The sequence below is a fragment of the Bradyrhizobium sp. Ken51 genome (assembly GCF_055807435.1).
On record NZ_JBVVPB010000041.1, the window covers coordinates 25537 to 47458 of the forward strand.

Consider the following 21922-nt stretch of genomic DNA (forward strand, 5'->3'; position numbering starts at 1 on the left):
GATTTTCGCCTGAGACGACTTTGATTTTTGCTTGAGACGACAGAAACGTGCGATTTCGCTTTGAAAACAACGTGCTCGACGGCGACCTGCGGGAACTCACCTGCAGCGGGGCAGCCGTGCCGTTGCAGCCGCAGGTGTTCGATCTCCTGCTTTATCTGGTGGCGCAGCGCACCCGTGTGGTCAGCAAGGATGACCTGATCAGCGAAATTTGGAGCGATCGGATCATCTCGGATTCCGCCCTGAACAGCCGGATCAACGCCGCCCGCAAGGCGCTCGGCGACGACGGTGCGAGCCAGCGGCTGATCAAGACCATTCCGCGCAAGGGCTTTCGTTTCGTCGGCGAAGTACGGGAAGAAGTGGCAGCCGCGACGGCGTCCGCTGAACCCGTCGCTGCCCTGCCGCGCGCCTTAGCGGATCGTCCGGCGGTCGCGGTGCTTGCTTTCGAGAACATGAGCGGCAATCCCGCGCAGGACTATTTCGGCGACGGCATCAGCGAGGACATCCTCACCGCGCTGTCGAAGCAGCGCTGGTTCATGGTGATCGCCCGCAACTCGTCCTTCACTTACAAGGGACGCGCGGTCCACATCCGGCAGATCGCCGAGGAACTCGGCGTCCGCTACATCGTCGAAGGCAGCGTGCGCAAGTCGGACAACAGGGTGCGCATCACCGCACAGCTCAACGACGCCACAACCGGCAGCCATCTCTGGGCCGAGCGCTACGACCGCGAGCTGGTCGACGTGTTCGCCGTGCAGGACGAAATCACCAACGCGATCGCCGCGGCGATCGAGCCGCAAATTCATGCGGCGGAAAGTTTTCGCGCCCATCGCAAGCCCCCTGCGAGCCTGGATGCCTGGGATCTCCTGATGCGGGCGCTGTCACATTACTGGCGCGTGACGCGGCGGGATCACGAGACCGCGCGGGCGCTGCTGGAACGCGCGGTCGGGATCGACCCGAACTACGGCCAGGCGCTGTCGGTGCTCGCGGCGAACCACATGTTCGGCGTGCATCTCGGCTGGGCCGAGCTGGCCGTGGTGGCGCCGGTGGCGGAAGCCGCCGCGCTCGCCGCGGTGCGCTGCGACCACGAGGATGCCTGGGCGCACGCCGCGCTCGGCAGCGTCTACTTCTCGACGCGAAGGCTGGCGGATGCACTGTCCGAGTTCGAACAGGCGCTCGCGCTCAATCCGAACTTCTCACTGGCGCAGGGCTATTACGCACTGGCGCTGTCCTATGCCGGGCGGCCGAAAGATTCATTCGAGGCAGCACAGAGGGCAATGCGGCTCTCGCCGCGCGATCCATCCCTGGCGATCTATCACGGCATCGCCGGCTATGCCCGCTTCACCGAGCGGCGCTATGGCGAGGCCATCGCGCTCGCGCGCGAGGCGATCCGCCACCGTGGCGACCTCACCGGCGCCTACCGCGTGCTCGCGGTTTCTGCCGGCATGATTGGCGACGGCGTGCTTGCGGAGATGGCGCTGGGCGAGCTCCGCCGCACCCAACCCAACATCTCGCTGCACTGGATCGGGACGCAACTGCCATGGGCCAATGAGGCCGACCGCGAGCACTATCTGGAAGGATTCCGGCGAGCGGGCTTGCGCTAGACGATCGTCACGCCGGGTCTGCGTCGCGTTTGCGGCGCAGATGGACGACGACGTCGAGCCGCGCGTTCTCATGGCCCGGAAGCGCCTCGGGCATCCTGGTGAAGGTCAGGCCGTCGGTGACGTCGACCAGCACATCCTCGCCTTCGAGGTAGAAATGCGGATGCACGGACGTGTCGGTGTCGAAGAACGACTTGATGCCGTCGGCTGCGATCCGGCGCAACAGGCCGGCTTCGGTGAACTGGTTCAGCGTGTTGTAGACGGTCGCAAGCGACAGCCGCAGATTGGCAGCCGTCGCTTCTTCATAAAGCCCCTCCGCTGTCACATGACGATGGGGGCAGAGGAACAGCATTTTGCCGAGCGCCAGGCGGTGGCGCGTCAGCCTGAGGCCGGCATCGCCGAGCAATTGCGCGCAACGTGCTGACGCCTCGTCCGCGAAGGAGATGGCGATATCATCTGAATCCGCTTCGGGTGGGGTGGAATGGACGTTCATCGTCGATGCACTCGCAGTTGACCGGTCACGCGGAGCCTCACCGCGTCCTGCCATCAGATCGCAGAAGGGGCAGCCCGGCTTTGATCCCGATCAAATCCGGAACGAGCCCGCTCCTGACCTATCTCAAGGCGGCCGAGTTTATTCCCGGCCAGAATAGCCCCACACAAATGAGGCTCACATGTCCAAGCCGGTTCCCGACAAGGCAGAGATCGCGCTCGAATATCCCGACAAGTTCTATGTCGGCACCTTCGGGCATTCATCGCGGTTCGAGGCGCGACTCGACGGCAGCGGCGTTGCGCTGGTGCTGCAGCAGCCGGGCACGGCGGACGAACGCAAATCGGTGCACCTGCACCTCAATTTCGGCCTGCTCGCCGGAATCCTGCGCGAGCTCGCGGGCAGTGTCGCGGCCATCCCCAAGGACGACATCGCGCACCGGGAGCAACTCGCGGATGCGCTTGCCGAGTTGCAACGGGTGCTGCGGCCCTCCTGAAGCCGGGCGGCGCGGCGGCGCCGGCTTGGCCGTCAAATGCCGTAACAGGACGCGCTGTACATTTTTTGGGCGAACACTGTCGAGACTTTCATCTTGCGGCGCCGAACGAGACTGTGTGAGCCTCGATCCCGGATGGGGACTGGGATGGGCTGGCCATAGCTTTGCGCGCCACGACGTGCGAAGCGTCTGCGGCTGGTCTCGCTTGAGAAAGATACGACATGTCAAAACGAGTGTTGCTTGGCGTCCTCCTGGCTTGCGGCCTCACGGCCCCGGCGCTGGCGCAAGAGCCGAAAGCGGGTGGAGCGATCAATGCCGTGATTCAGCCCGAGCCGCCCGGCCTGATGCTGGCGATGGTCCAGAACGGCCCGGTGCAGATGGTGTCGGGCAACATTTTCGAAGGCCTGCTTCGCTACAGCCCCAAGCTCGAACCACAGCCGGAGCTCGCCGAGAGCTGGAGCGTCAGCGAGGACGCAAAAACCTACACATTCAAGCTCAGGAAGGGCGTGACCTGGCATGACGGCAAGCCCTTCACCGCCGCCGACGTGCTATTCTCGCTCGATATGTTGAAGCAGACGCATGCGCGCGCCCGCAACAATCTCGCGCAGGTCGACAAGGTCGAGGCTCCCGACGACTACACCGTGGTGTTCACGCTGAAGCAGCCGTTCGGCCCGTTCCTCGGCATCTTCGAGGTCGGCTCGATGCCGATGGTACCGAAGCATCTCTATGAAGGCACCGACTGGAAGACCAATCCCTACAACAACGCCCCGGTCGGCACCGGCCCCTTCATGTTCAAGGAATGGCAGAAGGGCTCTTTCATCCGCCTGGTCAAGAACCCGAACTATTACGAGAAGGGCAAGCCCTATCTCGACGAGATCTACTGGCAGATCATTCCCGATGCCGCGGCGCGATCGGTGGCATATGAGACCGGCAAGGTCGACGTGCTGCCCGGCGGCTCGGTCGAGAATTTCGACGTGCCCCGGCTCTCCAAGCTGAAGGACACCTGCGTCACCGGCGCCGGCTGGGAGTTCTTCTCGCCGCTGGCCTGGCTGTGGCTCAACAACCGCCAGGGTCCGCTCGCCGACAAGCGGGTGCGGCAGGCGGTTATGTTTGCGATCGACCGCGACTTCGCCAAGGACGTGATCTGGAACGGGCTCGGCAAGGTCGCGACCGGCCCGTCCGCCTCGACCATCAAGTACTACACCGCCGACGTGCCGAAATACCCTTACGATCCGGCCAAGGCCAAGGCGCTGTTGAAGGAAGCCGGCTACAAGGGCGAGAAGATCCGCCTTCTGCCGCTCGCCTATGGCGAGACCTGGCAGCGCTGGGGTGAAGCCGTGAAGCAGAACCTCCAGGACGTCGGCATGAACATCGAGACCATCGCCACCGACGTCGCGGGCGGCAACCAGAAGATCGGCGACTGGGACTACGACATCGCTTTCACCTATCTCTACCAGTACGGCGATCCCGCACTCGGCGTCGGCCGCAACTATGTCTCCAGCGCCATCGCCAAGGGCCAGGTGTTCAACAATGTCGAGGGTTACTCCAACCCGGAAATCGACAAGCTGTTCGCCGACGGCGCGGTGGCGACGCCCGACTCCAAGCGCAAGGAGATCTACGAGAAGGCGCAGAAGATCCTGGTCGAGGACGTGCCGGTGGCCTGGATGCTCGAGCTGCAATTCCCGACCATCATGCGCTGCAAGGTCAAGAACCTGATCACCACCGGGATCGGGGTCAATGACGGCTTCAAGGACGCATGGCTCGACAAGTGAGGGCAGGCGTTCCAGGCTCCCCTTACCTCTCCCGCTTGCGGGAGAGGTCGCTGCGCTCGAAGAGCGTAGCGGGTGAGGGGCCTCTCCACTTGGCAATCCCTCTGCGGAAATACCCTCTCCCTCTCCCGGGAGAGGGGGCGCATCGCGATTGCCGCTGCGTTCAACCTGATCTGATCGCCGTCTAATTATGCTCTCCTTCGTCGCTCAGCGTATCATGAAGGGCGTGATCGTCCTGCTTGCGATCGTCGTCCTCAATTTCTTCCTGATCCGGCTCGCGCCCGGCGATCCCGCGGTCGTGATGGCGGGCGAGGCCGGCGCCAGCGACCAGATATTCGTCCAGCAGCTCCGGGAGAAGTTCGGCCTGGACAAGCCGCTGCCCGAGCAGCTCTTCGTCTACGTCAAGGGCGTCGTGACGCTCGACCTCGGCTTCTCCTTCCGCCAGCAGGCGCCGGTGTCGAAGCTGATCCTGGAACGGCTTCCGGCGACGCTTCTACTCACGCTGACGGCGTTCGCGATCTCACTGGTGCTCGGCATCCTGTTCGGCACCTTTGCGGCGCGCTTCGCGGGGACCTGGCTCGACACCGCCATCACGATCTTCGCGCTGATCTTCTACGCCATGCCGATCTTCTGGGTGGCGCTGATGGGCATCCTGTTGTTCTCGGTCACTGTCGATTGGCTGCCGAGCTTCGGCTATGAGACGGTCGGCGCCAACCTCTCCGGCCCTGCCCATGCGGTCGACGTCGCAAGGCACCTGATCATGCCGGCGATGACGCTCGGCCTGTTCTTCATGGCGACTTACACCCGCATGACGCGCGCCTCGATGCTGGAGGTGAAGCGTCTCGACTTCGTCAAGACCGCGCGCGCCAAAGGCCTGTCCGATGCCGTGATCCAGCGCCGCCACGTCCTGCGCAACGCGCTCCTGCCAGTCGTGACGCTCGCCGGCGTCCACTCCGGCACCCTGATCGGCGGCGCCGTCATCACCGAGACCGTGTTCGCCTGGCCCGGCATCGGACGCCTGATGTACGACGCCCTGCTCCAGCGCGACTACAATCTGCTGCTCGGCGTCTTCGTGATCTGTTCCGCCATGGTCCTGACCTTCAACCTTATCACCGACCTGGTCTATCGCCTGGTCGACCCGCGCATCGAATTCACCACATGAAACAGTTTTGGAAATCGATGCTGAGGAGCCCGAGCGGCGTCATCGGGCTGATCATCCTGCTGCTTGCTATCTCGGTCGCCCTGTTCGGTCCGATGCTGTTCCCGAACTCGCCCTGGCGCATGGTGCAGCGGCCGTTCCTGCCGCCGTTCACGCTCGCGACCGTCCCGCTCGGCACCGACGCGCTCGGCCGCGACGTGTTCGCCGGCATGATCTTCGGCGCACGCGTCTCGCTGCTGGTCGGCATGGTCTCCACCCTGGTGGCGCTGGTCGTCGGCGTTCCCATAGGCGCCATGGCAGGCTATTTCGGCGGCAGGGTCGACGACGCCCTGATGCGCTTCACCGAGTTCTTCCAGACCATTCCGAGCTTTGCGCTCGCGATCGTGCTGGTCGCGATCCTGCAGCCCTCGATCTATTCGATCGTCGCCTCGATCGCGCTGGTAAGCTGGCCGCCGGTTGCGCGTCTCGTCCGCGGCGAGGTGCTGTCGCTGCGTACGCGGGAATACGTCCAGGCCGCCGTGGTCACGGGCCAGAGCAACACCTGGATCATCCTGCGCGAAATCCTGCCGAACACGCTATCGCCGGTCATCGTGCTGGCTTCGCTGATGGTGGCGACCGCGATCCTGCTGGAATCCTCGCTGGCGTTCCTCGGCCTCGGCGATCCCAATCTGATCTCCTGGGGCTACATGGTCGGCGCCGGCCGCACCGTGATCCGCCAGGCCTGGTGGATCACCGTGTTTCCCGGCGTCGCGATCCTGATTTCGGTGCTGGGGCTCAATTTGATCGGCGAAGGCCTCAACGACGCGCTCAATCCGCGCCTGTCGCGGGAGGGCCGCTGATCATGAACGCACCGCCCGCCGTCTCCATCAAGAATCTGCGGATCGCATTGCCCAAGGGCGCGGAACGGCCGTACGCGGTCGACGGCGTCTCGCTCGATTTGCGGCCCGGGAAGATTGTCTGCGTCGTCGGCGAATCCGGCTCCGGCAAATCGATGTGCGCGCACGCGCTGATGGGCCTGTTGCCTGACACGGTCACCGTCACCTCCGGCGAGATCCAGTTCGAAGGCCGCGACCTGCTCAAACTAGACGACGACGGCTGGCGCGATCTGCGCGGCCGCCGGTTCGCGATGATCTTTCAGGAGCCGATGACCGCGCTCAATCCGTTGATGCGGATCGGCGATCAGATGGCGGAGATGTTCGAGGCGCACGGCCTGCTCACGCCGAAGGAGCGGCGCCACAAGGCGCTGTCGCTGGCGCGCGAGGTCGGCCTCCCCGACCCCGAGCGCATCGTGCGCGCCTATCCGCACCAGCTCTCCGGCGGCCAGCGCCAGCGCGCCATGATCGCGATGGCGCTTGCGCTCGAACCGGCGGTGCTGGTCGCGGACGAGCCGACCACCGCGCTCGACGTCACCACGCAGGCGCAGATCCTGAAACTGATCCGCAACCTCCAGCGCAATCGAAACATGGCGGTGATGTTCATCACCCATGATTTCGGCGTGGTCGCCGACATCGCTGACCAGGTCGTGGTGTTGCGCCATGGCAAGGTGGTCGAGGAAGGCGCCGCCTCGGCCGTCTTCAACGCGCCGCAGCACGACTACACGAAGGCGCTGCTCGCCGCCGTGCCCTCGATGGATCCGCCCGCCCGCAGCCCCCTCGACGACCAGGCCAAGGCGGTCGAGGTGATCGGACTGGACAAGACCTACGTCACCTCGGGCGGCTGGTTTCGCGAGGACCGCCGCGTCGATGCCGCGCGCGAAGTCAACTTCACGATTCTCAAGGGCGAGACGCTCGGCCTGGTTGGCGAATCCGGTTCCGGCAAATCGTCGGTGGCCCGGCTGGTGATGCGGCTGATCGAGGCCGACCGCGGCACCGTGCGGATCGGCGAGACCGATCTCACAAAGCTCGCGGGCAAGGCACTGCGCGCTGAGCGCCACCGCATCCAGATGATCTTCCAGGATCCGTTCGCTTCGCTCAATCCGCGTCGCAAGGTCGGTCATATCATCGCCGACGGCCCGATCGCGGCCGGCACCGATCCGAAAGTCGCGTTGGACCGCGCTCGCGATCTCCTCAAGATGGTCGGGCTCGATGCCGGCGCGCTCGAGCGCTATCCGCATGAATTCTCCGGTGGCCAGCGCCAGCGCATCGGCATTGCGCGCGCGCTCGCGCTCGAGCCCGAGATCATCGTCGCGGACGAGGCTGTCTCCGCGCTCGACGTCTCCGTGCAGGCGCAGGTCCTGAGGTTGCTCGAAGACCTCAAGGCTCGTCTCGGCCTCTCGATGCTGTTCATCACCCACGATCTGCGGGTTGCGGCGCAAATCTGCGACCGCATCGCCGTGATGCAGCGCGGCGCCATCGTCGAGCTGAAGCCCACCGCGCAGCTGTTCGCCGCGCCCGAGCATGCCTATACACGCGAGCTTCTCGCGGCGGTGCCTGGGCAGAGAGAGCGCGCGCCGGCGGCGTAAGTCAGCCGGTCGCGGTTTCTACTTCGTCCGAGGATTCGTGTTGTTCCAGGTGGGGACTGAGTTTGTTACGCCGACGGAGGGCTGGTTGGAGGTCCCGACCGACGGCGCTGTCACGGTCCCGACAGTCTGCCCGGAACTTCCAATAGTCCCTTGCTGTACCGGTGCTCCGGAGCGTCCGCTCGTGCCGCTTGGTGTCTTTGTCCCCGACGTTTGAGCGTTTACAGCGAGTGGCGCTGCGGCCAATCCGAGAGCGATAAGTGCGGCAGTGGAGCGTTTCGTTGTTGTCATGGCTGATCCTTTCGGGCGCGGTCCTTCAATCGCAATGCCGCTTGTCAGGCGCCCGTGCACTGAGTGACCTTACAACTCGATGCGTGAGAAAATGTGCCGCAATGCCATCACGCCGCCGGGCTCAACACTTCATCACGATGCTGCGAAGCGGGTCTGGCCGACCACCGGATGCGCCGTAAGCCGGCGTATCGCTGAAGGTATCGCGCTCCACCTCAGGAACGGAATACTCACGGGCTTTTTATCCCTCGTGACCGCCCGCGGGGCTGCAAAGCCGAAGCCGGCACCCCACATCCGCATGGAATGATTCCCATCATGTGATGATGGACCGAGGATCTATTGGAGCCGACATGGGCCAGATTATTCAGTTTGTCTCGAAATCCGAGCGCGAGCGCATTCGCCTCATCCAGGAAGCGCGCGCGATCTACGACAGCATCTTCCCGCCGGCTGATCCGGTGAGCGAACGATCGGGCGGAGCCTCTGCGCATCGCAGCGACGGAGGCAACCTCGCGTGATCAAGATCATCGCCGTGCTCTGCAACCTCGCCTCTCCAGCGAACTGTCATGAGCAGACCGTCACCACATCCGACTTCGCCGACGTCTCGATGCAATCGTGCCTGGTGGGTGCGCCGCAGCTCGCCGAATGGATGAACCAGCATCCAGCCGAGCGCCTCGCCGGATGGCGCTGCGTGATCGGCCAACAGGCCGGCCGGGGAATTTAGGATCGCGCGCGCTGTCCCTGAACGATCCGAAATGCCTGGTCACCACCATGACCATTGCTGGTCGCGCTCTATCTTCTCTCCGGTCTTGCGACCGGCACAGCATTGGCACGCGGTACAGGCGCGCCTACCTGACGGGCGGGTTGGTGTTGCTCCAGGTCGGGACTGCGTTGGTCACGCCGACCGACGGCCAATTATACGCGCCTATCGATGGCGCCGTGACCGTCCCGACCGACTGTCCAGACGACCCGTAGGCTCTGGGCTGCGCTGCCAATGATCCTGCGCTTCCATAGCTCGGAGCCACCACGCCGGTGCTGTAAGATCGGTTTGACCGGTGCTTTTTGGCTTCAGCCGCGAACGGCGCGGCAAGCAGCCCGATGGTGACCAGGGCGGCAACGGCGGATTTGATGCTCATGACAGATCCCTTCATTCTGCGGCCCCCTTGGCATCTGTTCATTCAACGGCGGATTTCCATAGGCACCCGTTCATAACTCCGTGCGCGGGCGAAGGTGCCGCGGAGCGGTCGCACGGCATGATCAGCGCCGCCGCGGACGACAGGCTTTGCGGTTGTGGCGCTCCTTGACGGTCGCGACCGAGTGCATCAGCTCCTTGAAAGCCGCGATGGCCTTGTCGTCGCCGAGTGCGCTGTCACCGAGCGCTTCCAGATGCTCAATGACCACGAGCAGCGCATCCGCGACCTGGCCGATCTGCTTGCCGTAACTGCCGACATCCGACAGCAGGTCCTTCTCGACGTCGGGCGCCGAGGATTGGCCCACCGTGATGTTCACGAGACCGAACTGGCCGCCGGCCGGACTGAAGAACGACGTGATCGGGTTGATGGATTGCACGACGTCCCCCGACAGAGGCAGCTTGAACACCGGCATGCGGTTATCCTTTCCTGGCTGAGCCCGGCGGGCGCGAGACTAGCACGCCCGCCCGCTACGCGTGCCTCGCCTTCGGATGGACCCGAATCAGCTCTAATGCATTCACCTCATCGACTTCGCGTATTGAGGCGACATGACCGGTCCCGAACTGAAGCAACTCCGCAACGATCTCTCGGATGTCCTCGACCGCAAGCTCACCGCGGCCGACATGGCCCGGCTTTGCGGATTGCCGGAGAAGGGCGGCGCCGACACCATCCGGCGCTGGGAAGTGAGCGGCCCGACACCGTCCGCGACCAAGGTGCTGCGCGTGCTCGCGATGGCGAGCGAGCGCTATCCGATCCTGGAGAAGTTCGACGTCTTCGATCGTCATGACGTTCGCGAGGAAGACCGGCCCGCGAAGCGCGCTGCATTCCGCGAACAGATGCGCGATGAGGCGCGGCGCCGTCTTGGTTAATGGGATGCTCGCGCAAGTTACCCTGATAGCGCCGAGTTAAGTCTTCCTTCACCACTTCTTAAGCCGACATTAAGCACGAAAATCATTTACAGCCCAATAAGTTAGGTTGGCTGCCGCTGTGCCACGGATGTGACAGCATTTTCGTCAAAAGCGAGCTATCTGCAAAACCAACGACGGCGCGGAAAGCGCGCCTGCCGGGGACCTAAGTGCTGGAGTTTGGACGATGAAGAAGATTCTGTTTGCGACCGTCGCGCTGCTCGTGGTGGGCGCTGCCGCGCCGGCAGTCGGTGCCGATCTCGGTAACCGCAACTACTACAAGACGCCCGCGCCCGCCTATGCCGCGCCGATCTACAACTGGACCGGCTTCTATATCGGCGGCCATGTCGGCGGCGCGTTCTCCAGCGACAACAATTTCAGCGGCCTCTCCACCGGCAATAACGGCAACGGCCGTTTCCTCGGCGGCCTGCAGGCCGGTGCGGACTGGCAGTTCAACCCGAACTTCGTCGTCGGTGTCGAAGGCCAGTATTCCTGGCTCTCCGGCAGCGTCGGCGCGGTGTTCCCGGGCGGCGTCGCCTACACTAACGACCAGCGTGGTCTCGGCTCGATCACCGGCCGCGTCGGCTACACCTGGGGTCCGGGCCTGCTCTACGTGAAGGGCGGCTACGCCTATTCGGACAACAACGAGAGGGTGACCGTCGGCGGCGTGCCGACTGGCTTCATCATCAGCGGTGACCACCGCAACGGCTACACCGTCGGTGCCGGCCTCGAATACATGTTCGCGCCGAACTGGTCGGCCAAGGCCGAGTACCAGTACTACAATTTCGGCGACGCGCACTTCACCGCGGGCCCGCTGGCGGGAACCGGCAACTTCACCACCGACGACCACACCATCAAGGCGGGCGTCAACTACCGCTTCAACTGGGCCAACTCGGCGGTCGCGCGCTACTGAACGGTTACCAAGACCTTATCGTGATGGAAGGGCCGGCATCGTTGCCGGCCCTTCTTTTTTCGCTGTGCGGAACGCGCTCAACCGATTGAGCAACTTGCGATTTTTTAACCTGGCCCGAGGATACTGCGCGGCGAAAGCATAAAGATCACGCGTGGGGGAATTTCGATGGCGATCCGTCTGGGCCTTGGCCGTCTGCTTGGTCGTATCCGGCCTCGTTTCAAAATGCCGACATGGGGCGTGCGCGGCAGCCTGTTCACGGCCTTCGCGGTGATCGCGGGCATGGGCCTCGTGATTGCAGCCGGCGCCGGCTTCGTCTTCAACCATCTCGGCAGCACCATGATGGACCTGAGCGGCCGCGACATCCCGCGCCTTTCCGCCAGCCTTCAACTCGCATCGCAAAGCGCAACGCTCGCGGCACAGGGGCCGGGCCTCCTGGCGTCGCCGTCCGATGAGGCGCTGAACGAACGCACCAAGAAGGTGCAGGAGATCCAGCAGCTCGCCATGGCCAAGCTCGGCGAGATCATCGAGCTCGGCGCCGACAAGCAGATCGCAACCGCGTTGCGCGACACCGCCAAGAGCATCGACGAGGCGACCCAGAGCCTGGTGTCGGCCGCGCGCGAACGGCTCGATACCGGCGCGCTGCATGACAAGCAATATGAAGCACTCCGCAAGGCGCAGCTCACCTTCGTCGGTGCGGCCGGTCCTGCCATGCTGGATGCGCAAACGCGCCTGAACGCGATCCTCGGCGCGGCGGAAGTTTCCGCCGACGATGCCACCGAAGCCGCCCGCACCGTCTCACAGGTCGCGACCATCTCCGCCAACGGCAATCTGATGGCCGCCGACATGATGGCGGCGCTGTCGGCCAACAACAGCGATACGCTGGAGGCGATCGAGAAGGAGTTCAAGGCGACGCGCGACCGCGTCAAGTCTAACCTCGAGGACCTGCCGAACATGGCCTCGATGCAAGCGGTGCGCGACACCGTGCAAAAGCTGTTCGCCTTCGGTGAGGGCAAGACGGGCGTGTTCAAGATCCGCCAGAAGGAGCTCGACGCCATCGACTACGGCCAGACCATCCTGGACGAGACCCGCAAGCTCAATGTCGGCCTCGGCATCAGCGTGCAGCAGCTGGTCGAGGGTGTGCAGAAGGAGACCAACGCGTCGACCTTCCAGGCGCGGCATGAGATCTCGCTCGCGACCACCGCGATGCTGGCGCTCGGCGCACTGATGCTGGTCGGCTCGGCGCTGTTCGTCTGGCTCTATGTCGGCCGCAACATCCTGCGTCGCATTCGCGAGCTTCAACGCGCCATGCAGTTGCTCTCGGCAGGCGACCTCGACACCGAGATCGTCCGCTCCCGGCAGAACGACGAGATCGGCGCGATGAAGGAAACGCTGACGGTGTTCCGCGACAGCATGATCGAAGCCCGGGCGCTTGCGAGCGAGCAGGACAGGGATCGCGTTGCCAAGGCCGAGCGTGCGGCGCAGATGGAGGCGAAGATTGCAGACTTCGAGGGCGCGGTCCGCTCCGCACTCGACAATCTCGCGCAGTCAGCCAATTCGATGCAATCGACCGCGCAGAGCATGTCGAACACGGCAGACCAGTCCAATGCGCTGGTGAACGCAGTTGCATCCGCAGCCGAAGAGACCTCGGTCAACGTGCAGACCGTATCGTCAGGCACCGAGCAGCTCTCGTCCTCGATCGAGGAGATCAGCAAGCAGGTCGTCACCTCGGCCGCGATCGCCAGGAAGGCGGTCGACGAAGCCGGCGCGACCGACGCTACGGTGCAGAGCCTCGCCGACAGCGCGAGCCGCATCAGCGTGGTGGTCGACCTGATCCAGACCATTGCCTCGCAAACCAATCTGCTGGCGCTCAACGCCACCATCGAGGCGGCGCGCGCGGGCGAAGCCGGCCGCGGCTTCGCGGTGGTCGCCTCCGAGGTGAAGAGCCTCGCGAGCCAGACCGCCAAAGCGACGGAGGAGATCCGCAGCCAGATCGCCAGCATGCAGTCAGTGACGACTTCGGCGGTCGGCGCCATCCAGGGCATCGGCCGGATCATCGGCGAGATCAACGACGTCACCACGACGATCGCCGCCGCGGTCGAGGAACAGGGCGCGGCGACACGCGAGATCGCCCGCAACATCCAGCATGCAGCCGGCGGCACCAGCGAGGTCTCCAGCAACATCGTCGGCGTCTCCACGGCTTCGGCGGAAGCCGGCGCAGCGGCGAACGAAGTGCTCGGCGCCTCCGACGCGCTCCGCCGCGAGGCCGACATGCTGCGCGGAGAGATCGACGCATTCCTCAACAACATGCGGGCGGCGTAGGCGCCGTTCCGTAACCCGGAATGACCGCCATGCGGGCCGCGCCAGCGTTCTTTTTCGGCTGGCGCGGCGGGAGAGGTGGGTTTAAGCCGGTAGCATGAACGCAAAGACCGACACCGTGCAGTCCTCCGCCGACGCCCTGCGCTATCCCTGGGAACAGCATCCCGGCCCCGAAGAGGTCGTCGAGGTAAAGCCCGGCGTGTTGTGGGCGCGGCTGAAGCTGCCGTTCCGCCTCAACCATGTGAACATCTATCTGCTCGCCGACGGCGACGGCTATGCCATGATCGATGCCGGCTTCGGCAATGAGGAGACGATCGAAGCCTGGACGAAGCTGTTCGACGGGCCGCTGAAGGGTGTCAACATCACGCGCCTGATCGTGACCCATTCCCATCCCGATCATGTCGGTCTGGCCGGGTGGATCGTCGAGCGGTTCAACTGCCCGCTGGTGATGTCGCAGGTCGAATATCTGCAATCGGTCTATCACCAGAACCGCGGCACCGAGGAGCGGCAGGAGGCGCAGCGGCTGTTCTTCCGCCGCCACGGCATGGACGAGTCGCTCACCGAAAAACTGCTCGGCCGCGGCCAGGACTATCTCAAGCGCGTCTCGGTGCTGCCGCCGTCCTACCGCCGCATCTCGCATGGCGAGGACGTCGTGATTGGCACGCGCCGCTTCAAGGTGATCACCGGCGGCGGTCACGCGCTCGACCAGGTGATGCTGTATTGCGCCGACGACAAGCTGTTCCTCTCGGCCGACCAGGTACTGAGCAAGATCTCGCCGAACGTCAGCGTGTGGGCGGTCGAACCCGACCAGAACTCGCTCGGCGAATATCTGGCCTCGCTCGCCAGCCTCACCACGACTCTCCCCTATGACGTGCTGGTACTGCCGGGCCACGGCGTGCCGTTCTACGGGCTGAAGACCCGCATCAAGCAGCTCGCCGATCACCACGAGGAGCGCTGCCGCCTGATCGCGGAAGCCTGCCGCGAGGTACCGCAGACCTCGCGCGCATTGGTGCCCGTCGTGTTCAACAAGCACGTGCTGGACGAACATCAGATGGGTTTCGCCGCCGGCGAACTGGTCGCTCACGTCAACTACATGATCGTCGAGGGCCGGCTGACGGCGGAGATGAAAGACGGCGTGTTGCAGTTCAGGACGACCTGAGTTTCAGGCGCCGCCGATGACCCATGAGGCCATCCGCAACCTGCTAGCACGGGACGACGACGAAGCGCTGGGCGAGCTTCGGACACTGTCAACGGCGAGCGATGCCTTTGTGCGGCGAACCGCAATCGAGGTCATCGGACACCACAAGCGGGGGCATGAACTCCGCACGATTATTGCCGCTGCCTTTTCCGACACGTCAGATTACGTCAGGCGCACCGCCTGCGGCATCGTCGAGCAATGGAAGCTTGCCGAAGCTCACGATCTCGTGCTGCCCCTTCTGAGGGCGCCCGAAGCATCGACGCGGGAGTGCGCGCTTCGCGCTCTCGCGGAGATCTGGCATGAGGCGGATTTCCATTCGATCTTTGATCTCTACAGGCGCGATCCGGAAATCGGAGTTCGGAAGGAACCCTCGCGGACCTTGCGGCGAGGCGCCGCCGCGGGCAATTGGCGGCTGCTGTTCGATGCTTTTTCCAGGGATGAGTTTCCCCGGCATCGATTGTGGGCCTGCGAGATCGCCGAGACTTTCGGCGATCCGGACGTCCTACCCGCGCTGACCCCGCTGCTGAACGATGACGACGGACATGTGCGCAAGTCCGCCGCGCACGCACATCAGGCGATCGGGGCGCGCAGATAGCCCGGGCGCAATGGTGCAGAGCAACATCGCATCTCGCGCGAACTTGATCCGGATCAAGTTTCAAATCGCACGATAGGGCATTTTGCCCAAATGCCCCGCAGGTCCAAATGTGGGATAGCGCATAGACATTGGAGCTGGAATAGCTCTAAGGATATGCGGGTCTTTGGTCGGTTCCGCTGCAGGTTTGACGATGGATTACACCCAGTTCTTCAATTCCGCCCTTGATCGTCTCCACACCGAGCGGCGCTACCGCGTGTTCGCCGATCTCGAGCGCATTGCCGGCCGGTTCCCGCATGCGCTCTGGCACTCGCCCAAGGGCAAGCGCGACGTCGTGATCTGGTGCTCCAACGATTATCTCGGCATGGGCCAGCACCCGAAGGTGGTGGGCGCGATGGTCGAGACCGCGACCCGCGTCGGCACCGGCGCCGGCGGCACCCGCAACATCGCCGGCACGCATCATCCGCTCGTACAGCTCGAGGCCGAGCTCGCCGATCTCCACGGCAAAGAAGCCTCGCTGCTCTTCACGTCCGGTTACGTCTCGAACCAGACCGGCATCGCGACCATCGCGAAACTCATTCCGAACTGCCTGATCCTGTCCGACGAGCTCAACCACAATTCGATGATCGAGGGCATCCGCCAGTCCGGCTGCGAGCGGGTCGTGTTCCGCCACAACGACCTCGCCGATCTCGAAGCGCTGTTGAAGGCTGCGGGCCCGAGCCGGCCCAAGCTGATCGCCTGCGAGAGCCTTTATTCGATGGACGGCGACATCGCCCCGCTCGCCAAGATCTGCGACCTCGCCGAGAAGTACGGCGCGATGACCTATGTCGACGAGGTCCACGCCGTCGGCATGTACGGCCCGCGCGGCGGCGGCATCGCCGAGCGCGATGGCGTGATGCATCGCATCGACATTCTCGAAGGCACGCTCGCCAAGGCGTTCGGCTGCCTCGGCGGCTACATCGCCGCCAACGGCCAGATCATCGACGCCGTGCGCTCCTATGCGCCGGGCTTCATCTTCACCACCGCGCTGCCGCCGGCGATCTGCTCGGCCGCGACCGCCGCCATCAAGCATCTGAAGACCTCGAGCTGGGAGCGTGAGCGTCACCAGGACCGCGCCGCCCGGGTCAAGGCGATCCTCAACGCCGCCGGCCTGCCGGTGATGTCGAGCGACACCCACATCGTCCCGTTGTTCATCGGCGATGCCGAAAAGTGCAAGCAGGCCTCCGACCTCCTGCTCGAACAGCACGGCATCTACATCCAGCCGATCAACTATCCGACGGTCGCCAAGGGCTCCGAACGCCTGCGCATCACCCCCTCGCCCTATCACGACGACGGCCTGATCGATCAGCTCGCCGAAGCCCTGCTGCAAGTGTGGGACCGCCTCGGTCTGCCGCTCCGCGAGAAGTCGCTGGCGGCGGAGTAGCTCCGGGTCCTCCTGGCCTAGTGCGCAATTGCGCACGGGAGCCAGGACGACGTTGGGGTTTGCACCTTAACGACAACCCCAGTTCCCGCACCCGGACGGCATTTCGCTGTCGCCTGCGACGGTCCAACGCGCTAGATTTACAGGGAAAATGAGATCGGGCGCGGCCAGCGCGCGCCCCGGGAGAAGCACGCTCGCATGCTGCACGATTGGGGCGTGATCGCCGCCGCCTTCGGCTATATCGGCTTTCTGTTCCTGGTGGCGAGCCATGGCGACCGCCGCTCGCCGGCTGGGCGCGGCCGCGCCTCGGGGCTGATCTATCCGCTGTCTCTGGCGATCTACTGCACTTCCTGGACCTTCTTCGGCTCGGTCGGCTTCGCCACTCGCACCTCCACCGACTTCCTCGCGATCTATGTCGGCCCGATCCTGATGATCGGGTTAGGGGCCGGCGTTCTCCGCCGCGTGATCCAGCTCGCCAAGGCCCACAACATCACCTCGATCGCCGACTTCATCGGCGCGCGCTACGGCAAGAGCCAGGCGGTGGCGGCAACCGTCGCGCTGATCGCGATCATCGGCTCGGTGCCCTACATCGCGCTCCAGCTCAAGGCGGTCGCCTCCTCGCTCGAAACCATCCTGAGCGAAGACCAGGCCTTCTCCCACATCCCGATCGTCGGCGACGTGGCGCTAATGGTGACACTGGCGATGGCGGCCTTCGCGGTGCTGTTCGGCACGCGGCAGACGGACGCCACCGAACACCAGCACGGCCTGATGCTGGCGGTCGCGACCGAATCCATCATCAAGCTGGTCGCCTTCCTCGCCGCGGGCATCTTCGTCACGTTCTGGATGTTCTCGCCGCACGAGCTGATCGAGCGCGCGATGAAGACACCGGAGGCGGTCCGCGCCATCAACTATTCGCCCTCGATCGGTAACTTCCTGACCATGACGCTGCTGTCGCTGTGCGCGATCATGCTGCTGCCGCGCCAGTTCCACGTCAGCGTGGTGGAGAATTCCTCGGACGCCGAGGTCGGCCGCGCGCGCTGGCTGTTCCCGCTCTATCTCGTCGCCATCAATCTGTTCGTGATCCCGATCGCGCTCGCCGGCCTCGTCAGCTTCCCGTTCGGCGCCGCCGATCCGGATATGTACGTGCTGGCGCTGCCGATGGAGGGCGGCGCGGATCTGCTCAGCGTCGCCGTCTTCGTCGGTGGCCTGTCGGCGGCGACCGCGATGGTGATCGTCGAATGCGTCGCGCTCTCCATCATGGTCTCGAACGATCTCGTGGTGCCCCTGGTGCTGCAACGACGGCCCGAAGGGCGAACCGGCGGCGCCGATTTCAGCGACTTCCTGTTGCGCTCGCGCCGGCTCGCGATCTTCGCCATCATGGTGATGGCCTATTTCTACTACCGCGCGCTCGGCAACACCCAGCTCGCGGCGATCGGCCTGCTCTCTTTTGCCGCCATCGCCCAGCTTGCACCAAGCTTCTTCGGTGGACTGCTGTGGCGGCGCGCGACCGCGCGCGGCGCGATCGGCGGCATGCTGGTCGGGTTCGCGGTGTGGCTCTACACGTTGTTCATCCCGAGCTTCATGGACACTTCGACGGCGGGCATCCTGCTGCTCCAGCACGGCCCGTTCGGAATCGAGGCGCTGCGGCCGCAGGCGCTGTTCGGCGCCGATTTGCCGCCGCTGATGCACGGGGTCGTCTGGTCGCTGTCGCTCAACATTCTCACCTACGTGCTGCTGTCGCTGGCGCGCCGGCCGTCGTCGATCGAGCTGGTGCAGGCCGATCTGTTCGTCCCCAACACGCTGGCGCCGATCTCCCCGAACTTCCGCCGCTGGCGCACCACCGTCACGGTGCAGGACATCCAGACCACGGTGGCGCAATATCTCGGGCCTGACCGCGCGCGACATTCGTTCGAGGCATTCTCCGCGCGGCGCAATGTGCGGCTGGAGTCCGGGGCGCCCGCCGATTTCGAGCTGCTGCAGCACGCCGAGCACCTGATCGCCTCCTCGATCGGTGCGGCCTCTTCGCGTCTCGTGATGTCGCTGCTGCTGCGCAAACGAACGGTATCGGCGAAGGCTGCGCTCAAGCTGCTCGACGATTCCCATGCGGCGCTGCATTTCAACCGCGAGATTCTCCAGACCGCGCTCAACCATGTGCGCCAGGGCATCGCGGTGTTCGATGCCGATCTGCAACTGATCTGCTCCAACCGGCAGTTCGGCGATCTCCTCAACGTTCCCCCGCATTTCATCCAGTTCGGCACGCCGCTGCGTGAAATCCTGGAATTCATGGGCGTGAGCGAGCCGGCCGATCCGACCGAGCGCGAGGCCATGCTGGAGCGCCGGCTGGTGGCTTACACCACCGACGGCGAGCCTTATCTCGAGCGCCTGCCCGACCGCCACATGGTGATCGAGATCTTGACTAACCGCATGCCCGGCGGCGGATTCGTCATCACCTTCACCGACGTCACGCCCAGTTTCGAGGCGGCCGAAGCGCTGGAGCGCGCCAATGCGACGCTGGAAAAACGGGTGCGCGACCGCACCGAGGAGCTGACCCGGCTGAATTCCGAGCTGGCACTGGCCAAGAGCGCGGCCGAAGACGCCAGCATCTCCAAGACGCGCTTTCTCGCCGCCGCCAGCCACGACATTCTCCAGCCGCTGAACGCGGCCCGGCTCTATGTCACGAGCCTGGTCGAGCGCCAGCACAGCGGCGAGGAGACGCGACTGGTCGAGAACATCGACGAATCGCTTCAGGCGATCGAGGAGATCCTCGGCGCGCTGCTCGACATCTCCAGGCTCGACGCCGGCGCGATGACGACCTCGATCTCGAGCTTCAAGATGGCCGATCTGATGCGCTCGCTGGAGATCGAGTTCGCGCCGATCGCACGCGCCAAGAATCTGGCGCTCGTCTTCGTGCCGTGCTCGCTGCCCGTCGAATCGGATCGTCTCCTGCTGCGGCGGCTGCTGCAGAACCTGATCTCCAACGCGATCAAGTATACCCCGCGCGGACGCGTGCTGGTCGGTTGCCGCCGCCGCGGCGCCTCGCTCAAGATCTGCGTCTACGACACCGGCGTCGGCATCCCGACGGTCAAGCGCGGCGAGATCTTCAAGGAATTCCACCGCCTTGAGCAGGGCGCGCGGATCGCCCGCGGCCTCGGCCTTGGCCTGTCGATCGTCGAGCGGCTGGCGCGCGTGCTCAAGCACGGCATCGCCATCGATTCCAATGTCGGCGGCGGCTCGGTGTTTTCCGTGACGGTGCCGACGGCCAAGGCGATCACCCACACCGCGGCCGTGACCAGTGCGACGCCGCTCGCACGCACCTCGATCTCGGGGACCCTGATCGTCTGCATCGAGAACGATGCCGCGATCCTCGACGGCATGCGCACGCTGCTGAAGGCGTGGGACGCCGAAGTGATCGCGGTAGCCGATCCCGAGGGCGCGATCGCCGCGATCGAAACTGCCGGCCGCCGCGTGACCGGCCTGCTGGTCGACTACCATCTCGACCGCGGCAACGGCATCGCCGCGATCCGCGACATCCGCCGCCGCTTCGGTGACGGCATCCCCGCGATCCTGATCACTGCCGACCGCAGCCCCGCCGTGCAAATGGCTGCGCGCGACGAAAAGGTCGCGGTGCTCAACAAGCCGGTCAAGCCGGCTTCGCTCCGCGCCCTGCTCGGCCAGTGGCGCACGCAGCAGATGGTGGCGGCGGAGTAGCGGGTCAGGCGCCGCCGTCGGCGTCGATGACGGCCTTGGCAAAGGCTTGTGGTGCTTCCTGCGGCAGATTGTGGCCGATGCCACCGGTAATCAGGCGAAACTCGTAGCGGCCCGAGAACTTTTTGGCATAGGCGCTCGGGTCGGGATGCGGGGCGCCGTTGGCGTCGCCTTCCATCGTGATGGTCGGCACGTCGATGACCGGACCCGCGGCGAGCTTCTTTTCGAGATGTTCGTACTTCACTTCGCCCTGGGCAAGCCCGAGCCGCCAGCGGTAATTGTGAATGGTGATCGCGACGTGATCCTTGTTGTCCAGCGCCGCCGCGCTGCGGTCGAAGGTGGCGTCGTCGAACTTCCACTGCGGCGAGGCCAGCTTCCAGATCAGTTTTGCGAAATCATGCGTGTACTTCTCGTATCCGGCGCGGCCGCGCTCGGTCGAGAAATAGAACTGGTACCACCAGAGCAGCTCGGCCGACGGCGGCAGCGGTGCATTGCCCGCGGCCTGACTGGATATCAGATAGCCGCTGACCGACACCAGCGCGCGGCAGCGCTCCGGCCACAGCGCAGCGATGATGTCGGCGGTGCGCGCGCCCCAATCGAAACCGGCGACGACCGCCTTCTTGATGTCGAGCTTGTCCATCAGCGCGATGATGTCGGCGGCCATTGCTGCCGGCTCGCCGTTGCGCGGCGTTTCGTCGGAGAGGAAGTGCGTCGAGCCGTAGCCACGCAGGTAGGGGATGATGACGCGATAGCCGGCCTTCGCCAGGATCGGCGCGACGTCGACGAAGGCGTGAATGTCGTAGGGCCAGCCGTGCAGCAGGATCGCTACGGGACCGTTCGCAGGACCGGCTTCCGCGTAGCCGACGTTGAGGACGCCGGCATCGATCTGCTTGATCGCGCCGAATGAGGCGTTCGTTGCGGAATAGCGCGGCGCTTCCGATTCGGCGCGGGCGAGGCCGATCACGCCGAGGCCGGCGGCGACAGTTCCTGCGGCGACGCCAAAGAACTGGCGGCGGTGCTGGTCAATGCTCTGTGTCATGGTGCTGCTCCCTTGTTGATCGGCCATGCACTGACTAGCAGCGGCGACCGCGAGACACCCGTTTGGAGTTGTGAGAAGTTGTGAGGTTCCGGTTCCAGCATCTGCGGCCCGATCGCCGGGACACGAGAACGGAGTGTGGCGCACGTTCTCTCCACATCGTCATTGCGAGCGTAGCGAAGCAATCCAGAATCCCTCCGCGGCGGCAGACTGGATTGCTTCGCTGCGCTCGCAATGACGGAGTATGAGGCGATAGCGCCACTGTTCCTCGCATTTTGAATTGCGGACACACCTTCGCATCCTCGCGGCTGATTTCGCCCGAGCTTTGCTTCGTCATTCCACCCTCTTATCCAAGAGGGCGCAGGGAAGGCCGGGTGCCGGCTGGCACCCGCGGTCCGCTG

20 protein-coding genes are annotated in these 21922 nt (G+C 64.7%); 15 read left to right on the forward strand and 5 right to left on the reverse strand.

Annotation, left to right across the window (positions count from 1 at the left end):
• The first annotated feature begins 47 nt into the window (after nt 1–47).
• Nucleotides 48–1598 (forward strand): winged helix-turn-helix domain-containing tetratricopeptide repeat protein, encoded by a 1551-nt coding sequence (locus AC0L27_RS36585; protein ID WP_354207651.1) that lies wholly within the window; start codon nt 48–50, stop codon nt 1596–1598.
• A gap of 7 nt (nt 1599–1605) precedes the next feature.
• On the opposite strand, the gene irrA is transcribed toward AC0L27_RS36585, so the two are convergent.
• The gene (irrA, locus tag AC0L27_RS36590) at nt 1606–2088 is read right to left on the reverse strand and encodes an iron response transcriptional regulator IrrA (RefSeq protein ID WP_473322606.1); all 483 of its coding nucleotides are present in this window, start codon (nt 2086–2088) and stop codon (nt 1606–1608) included.
• A gap of 178 nt (nt 2089–2266) precedes the next feature.
• On the opposite strand from irrA, the gene AC0L27_RS36595 reads away from it, so the two are divergent.
• From AC0L27_RS36595 to AC0L27_RS36615, 5 genes are all read left to right on the forward strand, one after another.
• Nucleotides 2267–2578, forward strand: a complete 312-nt coding sequence (locus AC0L27_RS36595; protein ID WP_007605124.1) for a hypothetical protein — start codon at nt 2267–2269, stop codon at nt 2576–2578.
• Between the two features lie 218 nt (nt 2579–2796).
• Nucleotides 2797–4347, forward strand: a complete 1551-nt coding sequence (locus tag AC0L27_RS36600; protein WP_354207647.1) for an ABC transporter substrate-binding protein — start codon at nt 2797–2799, stop codon at nt 4345–4347.
• A gap of 187 nt (nt 4348–4534) precedes the next feature.
• A complete protein-coding gene (locus AC0L27_RS36605) occupies nt 4535–5506 on the forward strand; it encodes an ABC transporter permease (protein WP_354207645.1) in 972 nt (323 codons plus the stop codon).
• Nucleotides 5503–6342, forward strand: a complete 840-nt coding sequence (locus AC0L27_RS36610) for an ABC transporter permease (RefSeq protein ID WP_018458168.1) — start codon at nt 5503–5505, stop codon at nt 6340–6342. Before AC0L27_RS36605 ends, AC0L27_RS36610 begins: the two co-directional genes overlap by 4 nt.
• A 2-nt stretch (nt 6343–6344) precedes the next feature.
• Nucleotides 6345–7964 (forward strand): ABC transporter ATP-binding protein, encoded by a 1620-nt coding sequence (locus AC0L27_RS36615; protein ID WP_354207643.1) that lies wholly within the window; start codon nt 6345–6347, stop codon nt 7962–7964.
• A gap of 18 nt (nt 7965–7982) precedes the next feature.
• Here the strand turns inward: AC0L27_RS36615 and AC0L27_RS36620 are convergent, their stop codons facing one another.
• A complete protein-coding gene (locus AC0L27_RS36620; protein ID WP_354063643.1) occupies nt 7983–8252 on the reverse strand; it encodes a hypothetical protein in 270 nt (89 codons plus the stop codon).
• Nucleotides 8253–8599: 347 nt separating this feature from the next.
• Between AC0L27_RS36620 and AC0L27_RS36625 the strand changes: the two genes are divergently transcribed.
• The gene (locus AC0L27_RS36625; RefSeq protein ID WP_275170726.1) at nt 8600–8764 is read left to right on the forward strand and encodes a hypothetical protein; all 165 of its coding nucleotides are present in this window, start codon (nt 8600–8602) and stop codon (nt 8762–8764) included.
• Nucleotides 8761–8970, forward strand: a complete 210-nt coding sequence (locus AC0L27_RS36630) for a hypothetical protein (RefSeq protein ID WP_354207640.1) — start codon at nt 8761–8763, stop codon at nt 8968–8970. The genes AC0L27_RS36625 and AC0L27_RS36630 overlap by 4 nt, the downstream gene beginning before the upstream one ends.
• A gap of 124 nt (nt 8971–9094) precedes the next feature.
• On the opposite strand, the gene AC0L27_RS36635 is transcribed toward AC0L27_RS36630, so the two are convergent.
• Together AC0L27_RS36635 and AC0L27_RS36640 are read right to left on the reverse strand one after the other, a co-directional pair.
• Entirely contained in the window at nt 9095–9382 is a 288-nt protein-coding gene (locus tag AC0L27_RS36635) for a hypothetical protein (protein WP_275170725.1), read from the reverse strand.
• Between the two features lie 121 nt (nt 9383–9503).
• On the reverse strand, nt 9504–9851 hold the full coding sequence (locus tag AC0L27_RS36640; protein WP_354063639.1) for a hypothetical protein: 348 nt from the start codon (nt 9849–9851) through the stop codon (nt 9504–9506).
• A 133-nt stretch (nt 9852–9984) separates the two neighbouring features.
• Between AC0L27_RS36640 and AC0L27_RS36645 the strand changes: the two genes are divergently transcribed.
• The 7 genes from AC0L27_RS36645 to AC0L27_RS36675 all read left to right on the forward strand — a co-directional run bounded on the left by AC0L27_RS36645 (nt 9985) and on the right by AC0L27_RS36675 (nt 20488).
• The gene (locus AC0L27_RS36645) at nt 9985–10305 is read left to right on the forward strand and encodes a hypothetical protein (RefSeq protein ID WP_275170721.1); all 321 of its coding nucleotides are present in this window, start codon (nt 9985–9987) and stop codon (nt 10303–10305) included.
• A gap of 223 nt (nt 10306–10528) precedes the next feature.
• Nucleotides 10529–11254, forward strand: a complete 726-nt coding sequence (locus tag AC0L27_RS36650) for an outer membrane protein (RefSeq protein ID WP_354207637.1) — start codon at nt 10529–10531, stop codon at nt 11252–11254.
• 165 nt (nt 11255–11419) lie between these two features.
• Nucleotides 11420–13573, forward strand: coding sequence for a methyl-accepting chemotaxis protein (locus tag AC0L27_RS36655; RefSeq protein WP_275170718.1), 2154 nt, complete (start codon nt 11420–11422; stop codon nt 13571–13573).
• A 94-nt stretch (nt 13574–13667) separates the two neighbouring features.
• A complete protein-coding gene (locus AC0L27_RS36660) occupies nt 13668–14729 on the forward strand; it encodes an MBL fold metallo-hydrolase (protein ID WP_354207633.1) in 1062 nt (353 codons plus the stop codon).
• 16 nt (nt 14730–14745) lie between these two features.
• On the forward strand, nt 14746–15363 hold the full coding sequence (locus AC0L27_RS36665) for a HEAT repeat domain-containing protein (RefSeq protein WP_354207631.1): 618 nt from the start codon (nt 14746–14748) through the stop codon (nt 15361–15363).
• Between the two features lie 190 nt (nt 15364–15553).
• On the forward strand, nt 15554–16783 hold the full coding sequence (gene hemA, locus AC0L27_RS36670) for a 5-aminolevulinate synthase (RefSeq protein ID WP_354207629.1): 1230 nt from the start codon (nt 15554–15556) through the stop codon (nt 16781–16783).
• A 195-nt stretch (nt 16784–16978) separates the two neighbouring features.
• Nucleotides 16979–20488, forward strand: a complete 3510-nt coding sequence (locus AC0L27_RS36675) for a PAS domain-containing hybrid sensor histidine kinase/response regulator (RefSeq protein ID WP_473306291.1) — start codon at nt 16979–16981, stop codon at nt 20486–20488.
• Between the two features lie 4 nt (nt 20489–20492).
• Here the strand turns inward: AC0L27_RS36675 and AC0L27_RS36680 are convergent, their stop codons facing one another.
• Complete coding sequence (locus tag AC0L27_RS36680; protein ID WP_275174501.1) at nt 20493–21524, reverse strand: alpha/beta fold hydrolase; 1032 nt, start codon at nt 21522–21524, stop codon at nt 20493–20495.
• Nucleotides 21525–21922 lie beyond the last annotated feature (398 nt).